The sequence below is a fragment of the Streptomyces sp. NPDC127092 genome, assembly GCF_042722475.1.
Taxonomy (GTDB): domain Bacteria; phylum Actinomycetota; class Actinomycetes; order Streptomycetales; family Streptomycetaceae; genus Streptomyces.
The window spans coordinates 49251-66906 of sequence record NZ_JBHXFE010000010.1 but is presented as its reverse complement, the minus strand read 5'-3'; the positions used below and the strand labels follow the sequence as shown (position 1 = coordinate 66906).

At 70.6% G+C, this 17656-nt stretch carries 12 protein-coding genes; 6 read left to right on the top strand and 6 right to left on the bottom strand.

All coding sequences use genetic code 11. The features are described from left to right. Positions 1-100: 100 nt before the first annotated feature. The 4 genes from ACFWJO_RS11020 to ACFWJO_RS11005 all read right to left on the bottom strand — a co-directional run bounded on the left by ACFWJO_RS11020 (position 101) and on the right by ACFWJO_RS11005 (position 5135). Positions 101-1705, bottom strand: a complete 1605-nt coding sequence (locus ACFWJO_RS11020; RefSeq protein ID WP_386864405.1) for an FAD-dependent oxidoreductase — start codon at positions 1703-1705, stop codon at positions 101-103. A gap of 16 nt (positions 1706-1721) precedes the next feature. Further along, on the bottom strand, positions 1722-3251 hold the full coding sequence (glpK, locus tag ACFWJO_RS11015; protein ID WP_386864404.1) for a glycerol kinase GlpK: 1530 nt from the start codon (positions 3249-3251) through the stop codon (positions 1722-1724). A 35-nt stretch (positions 3252-3286) separates the two neighbouring features. Next, positions 3287-4072, bottom strand: coding sequence for an MIP/aquaporin family protein (locus ACFWJO_RS11010; protein ID WP_386864403.1), 786 nt, complete (start codon positions 4070-4072; stop codon positions 3287-3289). A gap of 298 nt (positions 4073-4370) precedes the next feature. Continuing rightward, on the bottom strand, positions 4371-5135 hold the full coding sequence (locus ACFWJO_RS11005; protein ID WP_386864402.1) for an IclR family transcriptional regulator: 765 nt from the start codon (positions 5133-5135) through the stop codon (positions 4371-4373). A 243-nt stretch (positions 5136-5378) separates the two neighbouring features. On the opposite strand from ACFWJO_RS11005, the gene metH reads away from it, so the two are divergent. The 4 genes from metH to ACFWJO_RS10985 all read left to right on the top strand — a co-directional run bounded on the left by metH (position 5379) and on the right by ACFWJO_RS10985 (position 13427). After that, positions 5379-8897 (top strand): methionine synthase, encoded by a 3519-nt coding sequence (metH, locus tag ACFWJO_RS11000; RefSeq protein ID WP_386864401.1) that lies wholly within the window; start codon positions 5379-5381, stop codon positions 8895-8897. Between the two features lie 131 nt (positions 8898-9028). Next, positions 9029-9736: an HAD family hydrolase gene (locus ACFWJO_RS10995; RefSeq protein ID WP_386864400.1), complete on the top strand. Its 708-nt coding sequence runs from the start codon at positions 9029-9031 to the stop codon at positions 9734-9736. Positions 9737-10191: 455 nt separating this feature from the next. Then, on the top strand, positions 10192-11781 hold the full coding sequence (locus ACFWJO_RS10990; RefSeq protein WP_386864399.1) for an ABC transporter substrate-binding protein: 1590 nt from the start codon (positions 10192-10194) through the stop codon (positions 11779-11781). A gap of 68 nt (positions 11782-11849) precedes the next feature. Beyond that, the gene (locus ACFWJO_RS10985; protein WP_386864398.1) at positions 11850-13427 is read left to right on the top strand and encodes an ABC transporter substrate-binding protein; all 1578 of its coding nucleotides are present in this window, start codon (positions 11850-11852) and stop codon (positions 13425-13427) included. A gap of 68 nt (positions 13428-13495) precedes the next feature. Here the strand turns inward: ACFWJO_RS10985 and ACFWJO_RS10980 are convergent, their stop codons facing one another. Then, positions 13496-14167, bottom strand: coding sequence for a response regulator (locus ACFWJO_RS10980; protein ID WP_384414555.1), 672 nt, complete (start codon positions 14165-14167; stop codon positions 13496-13498). Between the two features lie 50 nt (positions 14168-14217). Then, positions 14218-15114 (bottom strand): RecB family exonuclease, encoded by an 897-nt coding sequence (locus ACFWJO_RS10975; RefSeq protein WP_386864397.1) that lies wholly within the window; start codon positions 15112-15114, stop codon positions 14218-14220. Here ACFWJO_RS10975 and ACFWJO_RS10970 point away from each other — a divergent pair. Further along, positions 15029-16465: a site-2 protease family protein gene (locus ACFWJO_RS10970; protein WP_386864396.1), complete on the top strand. Its 1437-nt coding sequence runs from the start codon at positions 15029-15031 to the stop codon at positions 16463-16465. The two genes, ACFWJO_RS10975 and ACFWJO_RS10970, sit on opposite strands and share 86 nt — an antisense overlap. Positions 16466-16552: 87 nt before the next feature. Further along, the gene (locus ACFWJO_RS10965) at positions 16553-17440 is read left to right on the top strand and encodes a tRNA (adenine-N1)-methyltransferase (protein ID WP_019884997.1); all 888 of its coding nucleotides are present in this window, start codon (positions 16553-16555) and stop codon (positions 17438-17440) included. Positions 17441-17656: the final 216 nt, after the last annotated feature.

The following is a 17656-nucleotide window of genomic DNA, read 5'->3' as shown; positions in this document are numbered from 1 at the left end:
CCCGGCCGCGTCGGCCTTGATCAACTACCCAGGAAAACCGGGGCGCACACGGAACGGGTAAGGGGCGGTCTCCAATGGAGACCGCCCCTTACCGCACCGCTCACTTGCGCAGCATGTCCTCGACCTTGCCGCGGATCTCGTCGGTGGCGAGGCCGCGGATGGTCAGGGTGGTGCGGCGGCGCAGCACGTCGTCCGCGGTCTCGGCCCACTCCAGGTCGCGGGCGTAGGCGACCTGGGCCCAGATCTCCGGCGCGTCGGGGTGGATGCGCTCGGCGAGCTCGGGGTTCTCGTTCGCCATGCGGGCGATGTCGAAGGCGAGCGAGCCGTAGTGGGTGGCCAGGTGCTTGGCGGTGTCGGCGGACATCCGCGGGCCGGGCGCCGGGCCGTCCACGAGCAGCCGGTGGGCGACCGCGTTCGGGTTCGCGATGCCCGGCAGCGGCAGCCGCTTCGGCAGCGTGGACACGGACTCGTAGTCCTCGCCCAGCGGGTGACCGGGCAGCGACTCCAGCTTCTTCATGATCGTGCGGCCGATGTGGCGGAAGGTGGTCCACTTGCCGCCGGCGACCGACAGCATGCCGCCGCGGCCCTCGGTGACGACCGTCTCCCGCTTGGCCTTGGAGGTGTCGCCCGGACCGCCCGGCAGTACCCGCAGGCCGGCGAAGGCATAGGTGATCAGGGAGCGGTCGAGCTGCTGGTCGCGGATGGAGAAGGCGGCCTCGTCCAGGATCTGGGCTATGTCCTTGTCGTTGACCGCGACCTCGGCCGGGTCGCCCTCGTACTCCTCGTCGGTGGTGCCGAGCAGGAGCATGTCCTCCCACGGGAGGGCGAAGGTGATCCGGTACTTGTCGATCGGGGTGGCCAGCGCGGCCTTCCACGGGGAGGTGCGCTTGAGCACCAGGTGGGCGCCCTTGGAGAGGCGGATGGAGGGCGCCGCGTTGGGGTCCTCCATCTTCCGCAGGTGGTCGACCCACGGGCCGGTGGCGTTGAGCACCAGGCGGGCGGTGACGCCGAACTCCTCGCCGGACAGCCGGTCCCTGAGCTCGGCGCCGGTGACCCGGCCCTTGGTGAAGCGCAGGCCGGTGACCTCGGCGTGGTTGAGGACGACCGCGCCGGCGTCGACGGCGGCGCGGACCGTCATCAGCGCCATGCGGGCGTCGTTCATCTGGTCGTCGCCGTAGACGGCGACGGCCTTCAGGTTGTCGGTGCGCAGCTCCGGCACGTCCTGGGCGGCCTTGGCGGGGCTCAGCAGGTGGCCGACGCCGTCACCGAAGGCCGACAGGGCGCTGTAGGCGAAGACGCCGGCGCCGAGCTTGGCCGCGCCGTGCGGGCCGCCCTTGTAGACGGGCAGGTAGAAGGTGAGCGGGTTGGACAGGTGGGGGGCCACCTGGCGGGAGACCGCGCGCCGCTCGAAGTGGTTCTCCGCGACGAGCTTGACCGCGCCGGTCTGCAGGTAGCGCAGACCGCCGTGGAGGAGCTTGGAGGAGGCGGAGGAGGTGGCGCCGGCGAAGTCGCCGGCGTCCACCAGGGCCACCCGCAGCCCGGACTGCGCGGCGTGCCAGGCGGTGGAGATGCCCAGGATGCCGCCGCCGATCACCAGGAGGTCGTACGTCGCCTTGGACAGCTGCTCCCTGGTCTCGGCGCGGGTCGGAAGCGAACCGGCGGCCGGGTGCGTCCCCAGGGAGGGGAGGCTCTGCAGGGTGGTCATCGCGAATTGCTCCTCGTCAGTTCTCTTCTGCTTCGATCCAGCCCATGGAGCGCTCTACGGCCTTGAGCCAGTTCTTGTACTCGCTGTCGCGCTTGTCGGCGTCCATGCGAGGGGTCCACTCGGCGGCCCGGCGCCAGTTGGCGCGCAGCGCGTCGGTGTCGGGCCAGAAGCCGACGGCCAGGCCGGCGGCGTAGGCGGCGCCGAGGCAGGTGGTCTCGGCGACCATCGGGCGCACCACGGGGGCGTCCAGGAAGTCGGAGAGGGTCTGCATCAGCAGGTTGTTGGAGGTCATGCCGCCGTCGACCTTGAGGGCCGTCAGCTCGACGCCGGAGTCCTTGGTCATGGCGTCGGTGATCTCACGGGTCTGCCAGGCGGTGGCCTCCAGGACGGCACGGGCGATGTGCGCCTTGGTGACGTAGCGGGTGAGGCCGGCGATGACACCGCGGGCGTCGGAGCGCCAGTACGGGGCGAAGAGGCCGGAGAAGGCGGGCACGAAGTAGGCGCCGCCGTTGTCCTCGACCGAGGAGGCGAGGGTCTCGATCTCGGCGGCGGACTTGATGAGGCCCATCTGGTCCCGCATCCACTGCACCAGGGAGCCGGTGACGGCGATCGAGCCCTCCAGCGCGTAGACCGGCTTCTCGTCGCCGATCTGGTAGCCGACGGTGGTCAGCAGACCGCTGTAGGAGTTGATGATCTTGTCGCCGGTGTTCATCAGCATGAACGTTCCGGTGCCGTACGTGGACTTGGCCTCGCCCTCGGCGAAACAGGTCTGGCCGAACAGGGCGGCCTGCTGGTCGCCGAGCGCGGAGGCGACCGGGACGCCGTCGAGGACGCCGCCCTTGACGGTGCCGTACACCTCGGCGGAGGAGCGGATCTCCGGCAGCACCGCGGCCGGGATGTCCATGGAGGCGAGGATGCGCTCGTCCCAGGCCATCTCGTGGAGGTTCATCAGGAGGGTGCGGGAGGCGTTGGTGACGTCGGTGACGTGGTGGCCGCCCTCGACACCGCCGGTCAGGTTCCAGATGACCCAGGAGTCCATGGTGCCGAAGAGGATGTCGCCGCGCTCGGCGCGCTCGCGCAGGCCCTCGACGTTGTCGAGCAGCCAGCGGACCTTGGGGCCGGAGAAGTACGAGGCGAGCGGGAGGCCGGTCTCGCGGCGGAAGCGGTCCTGGCCGACGTTGCGGCCGAGTTCCTTGCACAGGGCGTCGGTGCGGGTGTCCTGCCAGACCAGCGCGTTGTGCACCGGCTCGCCGGTGTTCTTGTCCCACATCAGGGTGGTCTCGCGCTGGTTGGTGATGCCGATCGCCTTGACGTCGGCCGCGGTGATGCCGGCCTTGGCGATGGCGCCGGCGACGACCTCCTGGACGTTGGTCCAGATCTCCATGGCGTCGTGCTCGACCCAGCCCGGCTTCGGGAAGATCTGCTCGTGCTCCTTCTGGTCGACGGAGACGATGCGGCCGTCCTTGTCGAAGACGATGCAGCGGGACGAGGTGGTGCCCTGGTCGATGGCGGCGATGAACGGTCCGGCGGTGTGGGCGTCGGTCACGGTGTACTCCAAGGGAAGGCTGGAAGAAGGACGGCTCAGACGAACGCGAGCTTGTAGATACCCGCGGCGATGGCGCCGCCGATCAGCGGACCGGCGACCGGGATCCAGGCGTAGCTCCAGTCGGAGCCGCCCTTGTTCGGCAGCGGGAGGAGGGCGTGCACGATGCGTGGGCCCAGGTCGCGGGCCGGGTTGATGGCGTAGCCGGTCGGGCCGCCCAGCGAGAGGCCGATGGAGACGACCACGAAGGCGGTGATCAGGGCGCCGATGACGCCGAGGCCCTTGCCGCTGTCGTTGAGGCCCTGGGTGAGCACGGCCAGCACCAGCACGACGGTGCCGATGATCTCGGTGGCGAGGTTCTGCCAGGGGTTGCGGATCTCCGGGCCGGTGGAGAAGACGCCGAGCACCGGACCCGCCTTGGGAGCGGCCTTCTGGTCGACCATGCCCTCCTCGTGCGGGGTCGAGATGATCGACTCGTCCGTGAGGTGGGCCCGGAACTGGCCGTAGTAGGCGATCCAGACCAGCGCCGCGCCGATCATGGCGCCGAGCATCTGGCCGGCGACGTAGACCGGCACGTCGCTCCAGTCACCGCTCTTGATCGCTATGCCGATCGTGACGGCGGGGTTCAGATGGGCGCCGGAGAGGGAAGCGGTCATGTAGACCGCCGTCATGACGGCGAAGCCCCACCCGAACGTGATCGCGAGCCAGCCCGCGTTGCGGGCCTTGGAGCTCTTCAGCGTCACGGCGGCGCAGACGCCGCCGCCGAGCAGGATGAGTACGGCGGTACCGATGGTCTCGCCGATGAAGATGTCGGAGCTGGACACCCGCGACTCCTTTGTCCTTCGTCCAGGGGAAGGCGAACCACGGGTCCCTCCGGTGGTTCGCGCCCTCAGGTGAGGGCGTTGCCGGCCCTTGGCACTGTCACACCTTAGCGCGTATTGCCGGTAGCTGTTCGACAATGCCGACCGATGAACGGAAGTTTTGCGCCACGGTTAACAGCGCGTCAAGGGTCGCGAGCGCGAAAAACCCGCCGATAACGCGATCGTTACCGACGGGTTGGAACGTGCTCCGGCGGGGCCGCGCACGCGGCCCCGCGCGCGGCCTCACAAGGGCCCGTGGGGGTCAGAAACGGCCCGCGCCCAGGTCGCGGGAGACCGCGCGGGCGCAGTCCCGGACGGCCGCCACGAGCTCCGAGCGCAGCTCCCCGCCCGCGCAGACCCGCTCCACCGCGCCCGTGATGGCCACCGCCCCCACCGGCATCCGCCGCCGGTCGTGGATGGGCGCCGCCACCGAGGCCACGCCCTCCCAGGTCTCCTCCACGTCCGCCGCCCAGCCGCGCGCGCGGGTCATGTCCAGCAGCGTCTCGAAGTCCGCGAGCCGGGTGACCGTGCGCGGCGTGAACGGCTCCCGCTCGACCTCCACGGCCTCGCTGTGCGCCACCGGGTCGTACGCCGAGAGCACCTTGCCCAGGGCCGTGGAGTGCAGCGGCTGCATGGCCCCCACCTCCAGGACCTGGCGGCTGTCGTCCGGCCGGAAGACGTGGTGCACGATGAGCACGCCCTGCTGGTGCAGCACGCCCAGGTGGACGCTCTCGCCGCTGGAGCGGGCCAGGTCGTCCGTCCAGACCAGGGCCCGCGCGCGCAGCTCGTGCACGTCGAGATAGCTGTTGCCGAGGCGCAGCAGCTCCGCCCCGAGCTGGTAGCGGCCGGACGCCGGGTCCTGCTCGACGAAGCCCTCCGCCTGGAGGGTGCGCAGGATGCCGTGCGCCGTGCCCTTGGCGAGGCCCAGCGAGGAGGCGATGTCCGACAGGCCGAGCCGGCGCTCGCCGCCCGCGAGCAGTCGCAGCATCGCCGCCGCCCGTTCAAGCGACTGGATGTTCTTCGCCATCGCCCGGCCCTTCTCCTCACATGCTGTTCGACAATGCTGAACACTATCGGTCGATGCCGACCTTGTGTCACACCTGACAGTGTCGGACAAGAACGGGCCGGACCGGGAGTCCCCGGACACAGGATGCCGTCCACCTGCTGGAACCCCGTGCCCACCCCGGCACTCACGCGGCTACTCTGGGCCCGTGCACCCTCCGCCGAGGGCGCAAAGCCGACAGCCGTCGCATCCCAGGGAGCCCCATCCATGGCCTCGTCGCCGACCCCTTCCGCCGCACCCGCAACCGCCGCCCGGCGGGCCGACGCCCTCCGCGAGGCCTTCGCCTCCCGGGTCGTCGTCTCCGACGGCGCCATGGGCACGATGCTCCAGGCCCAGGACCCCTCCCTCGAGGACTTCCAGCAGCTCGAGGGCTGCAACGAGATCCTGAACGTCTCCCGCCCGGACATCGTGCGTGCGGTCCACGACGCCTACCTCGCGGTCGGCACCGACTGCGTCGGCACCAACACCTTCAACTGCAACTTCTCCGCGCTCGGCGAGTACGACATCGCCCACCGCATCCAGGAGCTCTCCGAGGCCGGCGCGCGCATCGCCCGCGAGGCCGCCGACGAGTACACGGAGAAGACCGGACAGCAGCGCTGGGTCCTCGGCTCGATGGGCCCGGGCACCAAGCTCCCCACCCTCGGCCACGTCGAGTACGGCACCATCCGCGACGCCTACCAGCAGAACGCCGAGGGCCTCCTCGCCGGCGGCGCCGACGCCCTGCTCGTCGAGACCACCCAGGACCTCCTCCAGACCAAGGCCGCGATCATCGCCGCGCACCGCGCCATGGAGATCGCCGGCTACACCGTCCCGCTGATCACCTCGGTCACCGTCGAGACCACCGGCACCATGCTGCTCGGCTCCGAGATCGGCGCCGCGCTGACCGCGCTCGAGCCGCTCGGCATCGACATGATCGGCATGAACTGCGCCACCGGCCCCGCCGAGATGAGCGAGCACCTGCGCTACCTCGCCCGGCACGCGGGCATCGCGCTCTCCTGCATGCCCAACGCCGGCCTGCCCGTGCTGACCAAGGACGGCGCGCACTACCCGCTCTCGGCCGAGGAGCTGGCCGACGCCCACGAGACCTTCGTCCGCGAGTACGGCCTCAACCTGGTCGGCGGCTGCTGCGGCACCACGCCCGAGCACCTGCGCCAGGTCGTCGAGCGCGTCCGCGGCGTCGTTCCGCCCGTCCGCGAGCCGCACCCCGAGCCCGGCGCCGCCTCGCTCTACCAGACGGTCCCGTTCCGCCAGGACACCTCGTACCTCGCCATCGGCGAGCGGACGAACGCCAACGGCTCGAAGAAGTTCCGCGAGGCCATGCTGGAGGCCCGCTGGGACGACTGCGTCGAGATGGCCCGCGACCAGATCCGCGAGGGCGCGCACATGCTCGACCTGTGCGTGGACTACGTCGGCCGCGACGGCGTCGCCGACATGAAGGAGCTGGCCGGCCGCTTCGCCACCGCCTCCACCCTGCCGATCGTCCTCGACTCCACCGAGGTCGACGTCATCCAGGCGGGCCTGGAGAAGCTCGGCGGCCGCGCGGTCATCAACTCGGTCAACTACGAGGACGGCGACGGCCCGGAGTCCCGCTTCGCGAAGGTCACCCGCCTCGCCCAGCAGCACGGCGCGGCCCTGATCGCCCTCACCATCGACGAGGAGGGCCAGGCCCGCACCGTCGAGAAGAAGGTCGAGATCGCCGAGCGGCTGATCGCCGACCTCACGGGCAACTGGGGCATCCGCGAGTCGGACATCCTCATCGACACCCTGACCTTCACCATCTGCACCGGTCAGGAGGAGTCGCGGGGCGACGGCATCGCCACGATCGAGGCCATCCGCGAGCTGAAGCGGCGCCACCCGGACGTGCAGACCACGCTCGGCCTGTCCAACATCTCCTTCGGCCTCAACCCGGCCGCGCGCATCCTGCTCAACTCCGTCTTCCTCGACGAGTGCGTCAAGGCCGGCCTGGACTCGGCCATCGTCCACGCCTCGAAGATCCTCCCGATCGCCCGCTTCGACGAGGAGCAGGTCACCACCGCGCTCGACCTGATCTACGACCGGCGCACCGAGGACTACGACCCGCTGCAGAAGCTGATGGCCCTGTTCGAAGGCGCCACCGCCAAGTCCCTCAAGGCCGGCAAGGCGGAGGAACTCGCCGCCCTGCCGCTGGAGGAGCGCCTCAAGCGGCGGATCATCGACGGCGAGAAGAACGGCCTGGAGGCCGACCTCGACGAGGCCCTGACCACCACGCCCGCCCTCGACATCGTCAACAACACGCTGCTCGACGGCATGAAGGTGGTCGGCGAGCTGTTCGGCTCCGGCCAGATGCAGCTGCCGTTCGTGCTCCAGTCCGCCGAGGTCATGAAGACCGCGGTGGCCTACCTGGAGCCGCACATGGAGAAGTCCGACGCCGAGGGCAAGGGCACGATCGTGCTCGCCACCGTCCGCGGCGACGTCCACGACATCGGCAAGAACCTCGTCGACATCATCCTCTCCAACAACGGCTACAACGTCGTCAACCTGGGCATCAAGCAGCCCGTCTCCGCGATCCTCGAAGCCGCCGAGGAGCACTCCGCCGACGTGATCGGCATGTCCGGTCTGCTGGTGAAGTCCACGGTGATCATGAAGGAGAACCTGGAGGAGCTGAACCAGCGCGAGCTGGCCGCCAAGTACCCGGTGATCCTCGGCGGCGCCGCCCTCACCCGCGCCTACGTCGAGCAGGACCTGCACGAGATCTACCAGGGCGAGGTCCGCTACGCCCGCGACGCCTTCGAGGGCCTGCGCCTGATGGACGCCCTCATCGCCGTCAAGCGCGGCGTGCCCGGCGCGGCCCTGCCCGAGCTCAAGCAGCGCCGGGTCGCCAAGGGCGCCGCCACCCTCCAGATCGACGAGCCGGAGCCCGGCGGCCGCTCGGACGTCGCCACCGACAACCCGGTGCCGACGCCGCCGTTCTGGGGCACCCGGGTCGTCAAGGGCATCCAGCTCAAGGAGTACGCGAGCTGGCTCGACGAGGGCGCCCTGTTCAAGGGCCAGTGGGGCCTCAAGCAGAACCGCGCCGGCGACGGCCCCTCGTACGAGGAGCTCGTCGAGACCGAGGGCCGGCCGCGGCTGCGCGGCTGGCTGGAGCGCCTGCACACGGAGAACCTCCTGGAGGCGGCCGTCGTCCACGGCTACTTCCCGTGCGTCTCCAAGGGCGACGACCTGATCATCCTCGACGAGGCCGGCAACGAGCGCACCCGCTTCACCTTCCCGCGCCAGCGGCGCGGCCGGCGCCTGTGCCTCGCGGACTTCTTCCGCCCGGAGGAGTCCGGCGAGACCGACGTGGTCGGCCTCCAGGTCGTCACCGTCGGCTCGAAGATCGGCGAGGCCACGGCCGAGCTCTTCGCGTCCGACTCCTACCGCGACTACCTGGAGCTGCACGGCCTCTCCGTGCAGCTGGCCGAGGCACTGGCCGAGTACTGGCACGCCCGGGTCCGCGCCGAGCTCGGCTTCGGCGGCGAGGACCCCGCCGACGTCGAGGACATGTTCGCGCTCAAGTACCGCGGCGCGCGCTTCTCCCTCGGCTACGGCGCCTGCCCCGACCTGGAGGACCGGGCGAAGATCGCCGAACTCCTGGAGCCGGAGCGGATCGGCGTCCACCTCTCGGAGGAGTTCCAGCTGCACCCCGAGCAGTCCACGGACGCCATCGTCATCCATCACCCCGAGGCGAAGTACTTCAACGCTCGGTAACCGGTACGCGGGTAAATCCCTGCGCCCCCTGTGATCGCGACGTACACTGGTCGGTCCAGTGCAGGCCGGTCGCCCACCCCCGTACCGGGGAGGGTGGCCGGCCTCTTCGTCCCTCCATGGAGGTGTGCCGGATGACCAGTACGGTCCCCGCGTCCTTGTTCCGTGCCAACGGGAGCTCCGCGCTGCAGGCGGTCTTCCTCGACATGGACGGCACCCTCGTCGACACCGAGGGCTTCTGGTGGGACGCGGAGGTGGAGGTCTTCGCCGACCTCGGTCACCGGCTCGACGAGGCCTGGCGGGACGTCGTCGTGGGCGGACCCATGACGCGCAGCGCCGGCTACCTGATCGAGGCCACCGGTGCCGACATCACGCTGGAGGAGCTGACCGTCCTGCTCAACGAGAAGTTCGAGCAGCGCATCGACCGGGGCGTGCCGCTGATGCCCGGCGCCGACCGGCTCCTCACCGAACTGGCCCGGCACAACATCCCGACCGCCCTGGTCTCCGCCTCCCACCGCCGCATCATCGACCGGGTGCTCGCCTCGCTCGGCCGGGACCGGTTCGCGCTGACCGTCGCGGGCGACGAGGTGGCCCGCACCAAGCCGCACCCGGAGCCGTATCTCACCGCCGCCCGCGGCGTCGGCGCCGAGCCGGCGCTGTGCGCCGTCGTCGAGGACACCGCGACCGGCGTCGCGGCGGCCGAGGCGGCCGGCTGCCGGGTCGTCGCGGTGCCCTCCGTCGCCCCGATCGCGCCCTCCGCGGGCCGGGTCGTGGTCCGCTCCCTGGAGGAGGTCGACGTGCCCTTCCTCCGGACCCTGATCGCCTCGCCCAGGACCCACTGACCGCCCGCGCCGTTCGCGCCCGGAAACTTCAGGCCATCCGCCGGAAGGAACCCTGAGTGACTTTGGTCACCCAGAGTGCCGACCGGAGGGTGGCCTGTCTGCGTGCGGTGTCCCGAAACCACCGGTTACACCCCACCCTTGTGTCCCGGTTCGCTCCCGCGCGTACGAATCATTCCCGCGCATGACTATCGAACGCACCGTATTCATGCTCGCCGGCCGAGCGCCCTCGCGGTCTTCCCCGTCCGGTGGCACTGGTGTAGCCCACTAATCTTTCGCACGTACTCCGCCGCACCCTCCGCGTGCCCCGGCGGCCACCCAAGTCGCCGCGTACACAGGACCGATCGCACCCCCTCCCGGCCCGATCGCCACGCCCCGACCGGGCGTCCGGCGGAGTGACCGAAGCCGCTGTACCAATGCCGGCCGTCACCCCGTGCCGGATGAGGAGAACGTCCCTGATGAACCGCAAGACCCTGGTGCTGCCGATCGTGGCCGCACTGCTCACCCCCGTGCTCGCCGGCTGCGGTGGAGGGGACGAGAGCAGAGCGATCGTCGTCGGCACCACGGACCAGTTCGTCGCCACCGAGGACGCCCCCGCCCCGCTCGACCCCGCCTTCGCCTACGACACCGGCGCCTGGAACATCCTGCGGCAGACCCTCCAGACCCTCATGCACGTCCCGCGCGGCGGCGGCGCCCCGGTGCCCGAGGCGGCCCAGAGCTGCGGCTTCTCCGACAAGGAGAGCGAGAGCTACCGCTGCAAGCTCCGTGAAGGACTCACCTTCGCCGACGGCACCCCGATCACCGCCGAGGACGTCAGGTTCTCCGTCGAGCGCGTGCTCGCCATCAAGTCCGACAACGGCACCGCCGCGCTCCTCGCCAACATCGACACCGTCGAGACCAAGGGCGACCTCGAGGTGATCTTCCACCTCAAGACGCCCGACGCGACCTTCCCGTACAAGCTCTCCACCCCCGTGGCGGGCATCCTCAGCAAGGACAAGTACGACGGGAAGTCGCTGCGCGAGGGCTTCGACGTCGACGGCTCCGGCCCGTACACGATGAAGGCCGAACGCGACGGCGACAAGGCGACGAAGTTCGTCTTCACCAAGAACGCCCGCTACAAGGGCGACATCACCCTGCGCAACGACAAGGTCGAACTCCGCACCTTCGGCGACGCCGACGGCATGGACAAGGCGCTGCGCTCCGACGACATCGACATGGCCGCCCGCGCCATGTCCCAGCCGCAGATCAAGGAACTCACCGAGAAGCCCCAGGAGGGCATCGAACTCACCGAGGTCCCCGGTCTCGAGATCCGCTACCTCGCCTTCAACACCAAGGCCCCCGCCGTCAAGGAGAAGGCCGTCCGGCAGGCCATGGCCTCCGTCGTCGACCGCGGCAAGCTGATCGACCAGGTCTACGGCCCCACCGCCGAGCCCCTCTACTCGCTGATCCCCTCCAGCGTCACCGGCCACGCCACCTCGTTCATCGACACCTACGGCGAGCCCGACCCGTCGAAGGCCGCCAAGCTGCTGCGCGAGGCCGGCGTCAAGACGCCCGTCCCGGTCACCCTGCACTACACCACCGACCACTACGGCGCCGAGACGGCCGACGAGTTCGAGGCGCTGCGCGACCAGCTCAACGCCACCAAGCTCTTCGACGCCCGTATCCAGGGCACCGAGTGGTCCCGGTTCCGCCCGGCCCAGAAGCGCGGCGACTACGCCGTCTACGGCCTCGGCTGGTTCCCCGACTACCCGGACCCGGACAACTACGTCGCTCCGTTCCTCGACAGCGACAACTTCCTCAACACCCCCTACGTCAACCAGTCCGTCCGTGACCGGCTCATCCCGCAGTCGCGCCGCGAGGCCGACCGCACCGCCGCCGCCCCGGTCTTCGAGCAGATCCAGAAGATCGTCGCCAAGGACGTCCCCGTCCTGCCGCTGTGGCAGGGCAAGCAGTACGTCGCCGCCCGCGACGACATCACCGGCGTCGAGTGGTCGCTGAACACCTCCTCCGACATGCTCCTGTGGGAGCTCGACCGCGGCACCGCCTGACCCCTTCGTTGTACCGGCCGCGCAGCGGTTGCGCGGCCGGCCTGGCAAGAGATCAAGAGGCAAGTTCTGTGAAGGCACACAACAAGTGGCTGACCGCCCCGCTCGCCGCGGGCCTGGCCGCGACCATGCTCAGCGGCTGCGGCACCGAACAGGGCGGTGACTCCGGCGGCGCCGGGGCCGTCGTCCGCGTCGGCATGTCGGACGAGATCATGGCGACCGACCCGGCCGCCGGTTACGACCCCGGCTCCTGGCTGCTGTTCAACAACGTCTTCCAGTCCCTGCTCGCCTTCCCGAAGGGCGCCTCCGAGCCCGAGCCCGAGGCGGCCGACAAGTGCGGCTTCTCCGGCGGCAGCAAGATCTACACCTGCACCCTGCGCGACGGCCTGAAGTTCTCCAACGGCAACCCGCTCACCTCGGAGGACGTCAAGTTCTCCTTCGAGCGCGCCCTGAAGATCGCCGACCCCAACGGCCCCGCTCCGCTGCTCTCCTCGATCGACTCCATCGAGACCCCCGACGAGAAGACCGTCGTCTTCAAGCTGAAGGTCCCCGACGCCACCTTCCCCAGCAAGATCGCCTCGGGCGCCGGTTCCATCGTCGACCACCGCGAGTACCAGGCCGACGGCCTGCGCACCGACGGCAAGGCCGTCGGCTCCGGCCCGTACAAGCTCGACTCCATCAGCGACACCGAGGCCGTCTTCAGCGCCAACGACTCCTACCAGGGCAACGCCAAGCGGAAGAACGGCAGCGTCACCCTCAAGCTCTACCAGGGCGACCGCGAGGCCCTGGCCAAGGCCCTCTCCGCCGGCGACGTCGACGTCGCCTACCGAGGCCTGGCCGCCGACGACATAGCCGCCCTGGAGAACTCCCAGGGCGACAAGGGCATCCAGGTCGTCCAGGGCTCCAGCGCCGAGGTCCAGCACATGGTCTTCAACGTCAAGGACCCCGTCGTCGGAAAGCTCGGCGTCCGCAAGGCCATCGCCCACCTGGTCGACCGCGAGGCGCTCGTCCAGAACGTGTACAAGTCGACCGCGACGCCGCTCTACTCCATCGTCCCGGCCGGCATCGCCGGACACTCGACCTCGTTCTTCGACACCTACGGCGAGCCCGACAAGGCCAAGGCCAAGGCCGCGCTGCGCAAGGACGGCATCACCGAGAAGGTGAAGCTCACCCTCTGGTCCACGCCGAACCGCTTCGGCCCCGCCACCGACCAGATGATGGAGGCCATCGCCGGCCAGCTCAACGCCAGCGGCCTGTTCGACGCCAAGGTCCAGTCCGTCTCCTTCGAGCAGTACGAGAAGGACATCGCGGCCGGCAAGTACGGCGTGTACGTCCGCGGCTGGGTCCCCGACTACCCGGACGCCGACAACTTCACCTCCCCGTTCTTCGGCGACGACAACGTCCTCGGCAACCGCTACGAGAACGCCCTGATCACCGGCGAGCTGCTGCCCGCCGTCGCCGCCTCCCCGGACCGCTCCCAGACCGGCTCCACGTACACCAAGGTCCAGGACCTCGTCGCCGACGAGCTCCCGCTGCTGCCGCTGTGGCAGGGCAAGCAGTACGCGGTGGCCCGCGAGGGCGTCACCGGCCTCGAGTGGACCCTCGACGCGTCCACCGTCTTCCGCTTCTGGGAGATCAAGAAGGGCTGACGCCCCTCCGCCACGACGAGGGCCCGGCGCGCCTGCGGCGCACCGGGCCCTCACCCGTACCTCGAGACTCACTGCGCGCCGGGGCGCACCAGACCGCTCTCGTACGCGTACACCGCCGCCTGCACCCGGTCCCGCAGGCCCAGCTTCGTCAGCACGTGCCCGACGTGCGTCTTCACCGTCGTCTCGCTGACGAACAGGTCCGCCGCGATCTCCGCGTTCGACAGACCCCGCGCCACCAGCTTCAGCACCTCGACCTCGCGGTCGGTCAGCGTGTTCAGCGTGTCCGGCACCTGCTCCTCGCCCGACGGCAGATGCGCCGAGTACTTGTCGAGCAGCCGGCGCGTGATCGACGGCGCCAGCATCGCCTCGCCCGCCGCCACCACCCGGATCGCCTGCACCAGCTCGTGCGCCGGGGCGTCCTTCAGGAGGAAGCCGCTCGCCCCCGCCCGCAGCGCCTCCACCACGTACTCGTCGAGGTCGAACGTGGTCAGCACCAGCACCTTCGCCGGACCGTCCCGGCCCGGACCGGTGATCTGCCGCGTGGCCTCCACGCCGTCCATCCGCGGCATCCGGATGTCCATCAGCACCACATCGGGCTGCAGCGCCCGCACCTGGTCCAGAGCCTGGAGACCGTCCCCGGCCTCACCCACCACCGCGAGGTCCTGCTCGGCCTCCAGGATCATCCGGAAACCGGTGCGCAGCAGCGGCTGGTCGTCGACCAGTAGGACGCGGATAGCCACGGACAACTCCTTCACGGCGTGGGCTGGACCTGATCCATTCTGCCCTGGGCCTACTCCGCGGACTCCGGCGGGCGCGCGGGCACCACCGGCAGCGGATACACCGGGGGAGTGCCGCCGAACTCCGGACACACCGCCTGGTGGTCGCACCAGCCGCACAGCTTCGTCGGCCGCGGCCGCCAGTCACCCGTCTCCGTCGCCAGCCGGATCGCCTCCCACAACGCGTGCAGCTTGCGCTCCACCCGCAGCAGATCCGCCTCCACCGGGTCGTACGTCAGGACGTCGCCGCTGCCCAGGTACACCAGCTGCAGCCGGCGCGGCACCACGTTCCTCAGCCGCCAGACCACCAGCGCGTAGAACTTCATCTGGAACAGCGCGCCCTCGCTGTACTCGGGCCGCGGCGCCTTGCCCGTCTTGTAGTCGACGATCCGCACCTCGCCCGTCGGCGCCACGTCCACCCGGTCGATCACCCCGCGCAGCCGCAGCCCGGACGCCAGCTCCGTCTCCACGAACAGCTCGCGCTCCGCCGGCTCCAGACGCGTCGGGTCCTCCAGCGTGAACCACCGCTCGACCAGCGCCTCCGCCTCCGACAGCCAGCGCGCGAGCCGCTCGGCCCGCGGCTCCGTCGGATCCGTGCCCGGCGCGTCCTCCGCGAACAGCTCGGCGAGCTCCGGACGCGACTCCAGGAGCCGGTCCCACTGCCCCGGGATCAGCGCCTTCGCCCGCGGCACCGTCCGCTCCACCGCCGGCGCGTCGAACAGCCGCTCCAGCACCGCGTGCACCAGCGTGCCGCGCGTCGCCGCCGCACTCGGCTTCTCCGGCAGCCGGTCGATCACCCGGAACCGGTACAGCAGGGGGCACTGCATGAAGTCGCTCGCCCGCGAAGGCGACAGCGACACGGGCGGCCGTGCCTCCACGGCGCCCACCGGCGGCTGCTCGCTCGTACTCATGACAAAGACCCTACGGCCCGCCACCGACAGTCCGTACCCGTCCGACCCTGATCCACCCGACGGGCGCGCGCGGAATACCATCGACGCAGGACCCGTCGCGCTGCATGATCGAACCGTGACCGAGTGCGCGGGCCGAGCGGCCCGGCGACGAGAGGAACCCGTGAACCAGGACGAGTCCAAGCCGCAGCGGACCGAGGAGCCAGGCGGTGGCATCCTCATGGGCCGGCCCTTCGGCGTGCCCGTCTACGTAGCCCCCAGCTGGTTCCTCGTCGCCGCCCTCATCACCTGGGTCTTCGGCGACCAGATCGAACGCGTCCTGCCCGAACTCGGCGCCGCCCGCTATCTCGTCTCGCTGTTCTTCGCCATCGCCTTCTACGCCTCCGTGCTCGTCCACGAACTGGCCCACACGCTCGCCGCGCTCCGCTTCAAACTCCCGGTGCGCCGCATCCAGCTCCAGTTCTTCGGCGGCGTCTCCGAGATCGACAAGGAGACCGAGACCCCCGGCCGCGAGTTCGTCCTCGCCTTCGTCGGCCCGCTGCTCTCCCTCGTCCTCGCCGGACTCTTCTACCTCAGCCTCTACGCGGTCGAACCCGGCACCGTGCCCGGCGTACTCCTCGGCGGGCTGATGATCTCCAACCTGATCGTCGCCGTCTTCAACCTGCTGCCCGGCCTGCCGCTCGACGGCGGCCGCATGCTCCGCGCCGTCATCTGGAAGATCACCGGCAACGCCATGAGCGGCACCGTCGCCGCCGCCTGGGTCGGCCGCGCCCTCGCCATCACCGTCCTCATCGGCCTCCCGCTCCTCACCCGCACCGGCTGGCTCGGCAACTCGCCCGAGGACATCTCCGGCTTCACCACCGTCACCGACGCCCTGCTCGCCGCGATCCTCGCCGCGATCATCTGGACCGGCGCAGGCAACAGCCTCCGCATGGCCCGGCTGCGCGAACACCTCCCCGAGCTGCGCGCCCGCGCCCTCACCCGCCGCGCCATCCCCGTCGAGCCCACCACCCCGCTCTCCGAGGCCCTCCGCCGCGCCAACGAGGCCGGCGCCCGCGCCCTCGTCGTCGTCGACGGCCACGGCGCACCCACCGGAATCGTCCGCGAGACCGCCATCGCCGCCCTCCCCCAGCACCGCCGCCCCTGGGTCGCCGTCAGCGCCCTCACCCAGGACCTCGTCGACGGCATGAGGGTCCCCGCCGAGCTCACCGGCCAGCCCCTCCTCGACCACCTCCGCGCCAGCCCCGCCACCGAGTACCTGGTCGTCGAGGAGACCGGCGAGATCTACGGCGTGCTGTCCACCGCCGACGTCGAGAAGGCCTTCGTCAAGGCCATGGCACGACCCTCCTCGTAACACCGGCACGCGGCTTCCGAGCACGGTCGACCGTCGGTGCCGACTTGAGCGGACCGGAGGCGAGGAAGCCCTTGATAAGGTGCTCACATGTCCGAACCGACCGGTGCCGCCCGCCGTCGCGGGCCCTTCAAGGTCGGGGACCAGGTCCAGCTCACCGACCCCAAGGGACGCCACTACACGTTCACGCTCGAGGCCGGGAAGAACTTCCACACCCACAAGGGGTCCTTCCCGCACGACGAGCTGATCGGCGCTCCCGAGGGCAGTGTTGTCCGTACCACGGGAAACGTCGCCTACCTTGCGCTGCGCCCCCTGCTCCCCGACTACGTCCTGTCCATGCCCCGCGGCGCCGCCGTGGTCTACCCCAAGGACGCGGGGCAGATCCTGGCCTTCGCCGACATCTTCCCCGGCGCCCGCGTCGTCGAGGCGGGCGTGGGCTCCGGCTCGCTGAGCTCCTTCCTCCTGCGCGCCATCGGGGACAGCGGCATGCTGCACTCCTACGAGCGCCGCGAGGACTTCGCCGAGATCGCCAAGGGCAACGTCGAGCGCTACTTCGGCGGCCCCCACCCCGCGTGGCAGCTGACCGTCGGCGACCTCCAGGACAACCTGTCCGACACCGACGTCGACCGCGTCATCCTCGACATGCTCGCCCCCTGGGAGTGCCTGGAGGCCGTCTCCAAGGCGCTCGTCCCCGGCGGCATCCTGTGCTGCTACGTGGCCACCACCACGCAGCTCGCCCGCACCGTGGAGTCCATCCGCGAGTTCGGCTGCTACGCCGAGCCGCAGCCCTGGGAGTCCATGATCCGCAACTGGCACGTCGAGGGCCTGGCCGTGCGCCCCGATCACCGCATGATCGGCCACACCGGCTTCCTCGTCACCGCCCGCCGCCTCGCGGACGGCGTGGAGCCCCCGATGCGCCGCCGCCGGCCCGCCAAGGGCGCCTACGGCGAGGACTACGAGGGCCCCAACAAGGGCTGACGCCTCACCGGGGCTGACGCCCCGACAACGCAACGGTGCCGCCGCCGAGTTCCCGCCCCAGGGCGAGGAAGTCGACGGCGGCACCCTCATGTTCGGAGCCGCACCGGAGCCCGCACGGCCCGAGCCCCGGCCCGTAACGCCCGTGTCCCCCCACCCGTGACCCGCCCGCGACCCCGCGCGCCGGCCCGCAACACCGGAGCCGACCCCGCCTGTTCC

Bases quoted from the DNA above. Each gene is read 5' to 3' on its own strand.
- ACFWJO_RS10995 (WP_386864400.1), top strand. From the start codon at position 9,029: ATGACCAGTACGGTCCCCGCGTCCTTGTTCCGTGCCAACGGGAGCTCC.
- ACFWJO_RS10965 (WP_019884997.1), top strand. From the start codon at position 16,553: ATGTCCGAACCGACCGGTGCCGCCCGCCGTCGCGGGCCCTTCAAGGTC.
- ACFWJO_RS10990 (WP_386864399.1), top strand. From the start codon at position 10,192: ATGAACCGCAAGACCCTGGTGCTGCCGATCGTGGCCGCACTGCTCACC.
- ACFWJO_RS10975 (WP_386864397.1), bottom strand. From the start codon at position 15,114: ATGAGTACGAGCGAGCAGCCGCCGGTGGGCGCCGTGGAGGCACGGCCG.
- ACFWJO_RS11020 (WP_386864405.1), bottom strand. From the start codon at position 1,705: ATGACCACCCTGCAGAGCCTCCCCTCCCTGGGGACGCACCCGGCCGCC.
- metH (WP_386864401.1), top strand. From the start codon at position 5,379: ATGGCCTCGTCGCCGACCCCTTCCGCCGCACCCGCAACCGCCGCCCGG.
- ACFWJO_RS10970 (WP_386864396.1), top strand. From the start codon at position 15,029: ATGAAGTCGCTCGCCCGCGAAGGCGACAGCGACACGGGCGGCCGTGCC.
- ACFWJO_RS11005 (WP_386864402.1), bottom strand. From the start codon at position 5,135: ATGGCGAAGAACATCCAGTCGCTTGAACGGGCGGCGGCGATGCTGCGA.